This is a genomic window from Arthrobacter sp. P1_D4, assembly GCF_056406115.1.
In genome coordinates this window covers 1-357 of sequence record NZ_JBFUAU010000064.1, presented here as the reverse complement: position 1 = coordinate 357, position 357 = coordinate 1, and the positions used below count along the sequence as shown (strand labels likewise).

General features: G+C 53.2%; 1 protein-coding gene. It reads right to left on the bottom strand.

Translation table 11 applies throughout. From position 1 onward, the window contains the following. Window positions 1-357, bottom strand: a 357-nt coding sequence (locus AC1D0A_RS22025; protein WP_476946850.1) for a hypothetical protein, incomplete at both ends; no start/stop codon positions are given.

Sequence of the window (357 nt, the reverse complement as noted above, 5' to 3'; positions counted from 1 at the left end):
GGGTTTCCGTCGGAGCCAGCGCCGGGTTTTATATCTACAGGAGGCTTTCCGGTACCCGCCGCACCTGTTGTGCCTACCGGTTTAGCCGGTTTACCCCCCTGCGGCGTTGCAGTAGTACCACCAGTTGTAACAGCCGGTTTTTGATTCCCGCCGGTTTTTGGTTTTGTGGAAGTTGGTTTGTCGGTATGAGTTGGCTCCACCGCTCCGCCTGCGGGAACGGGATCCGGCTCCACTAATTTCGGTTTATCCTTAACTGTATGTGTTTCCGTAGTATCCTTTTTAGTCCCATCCAGCAACCCCAGTACCTGCTTGTTGAATATGCCGCCTAAAATTAACAGGGCCAACACGGCTATCAAC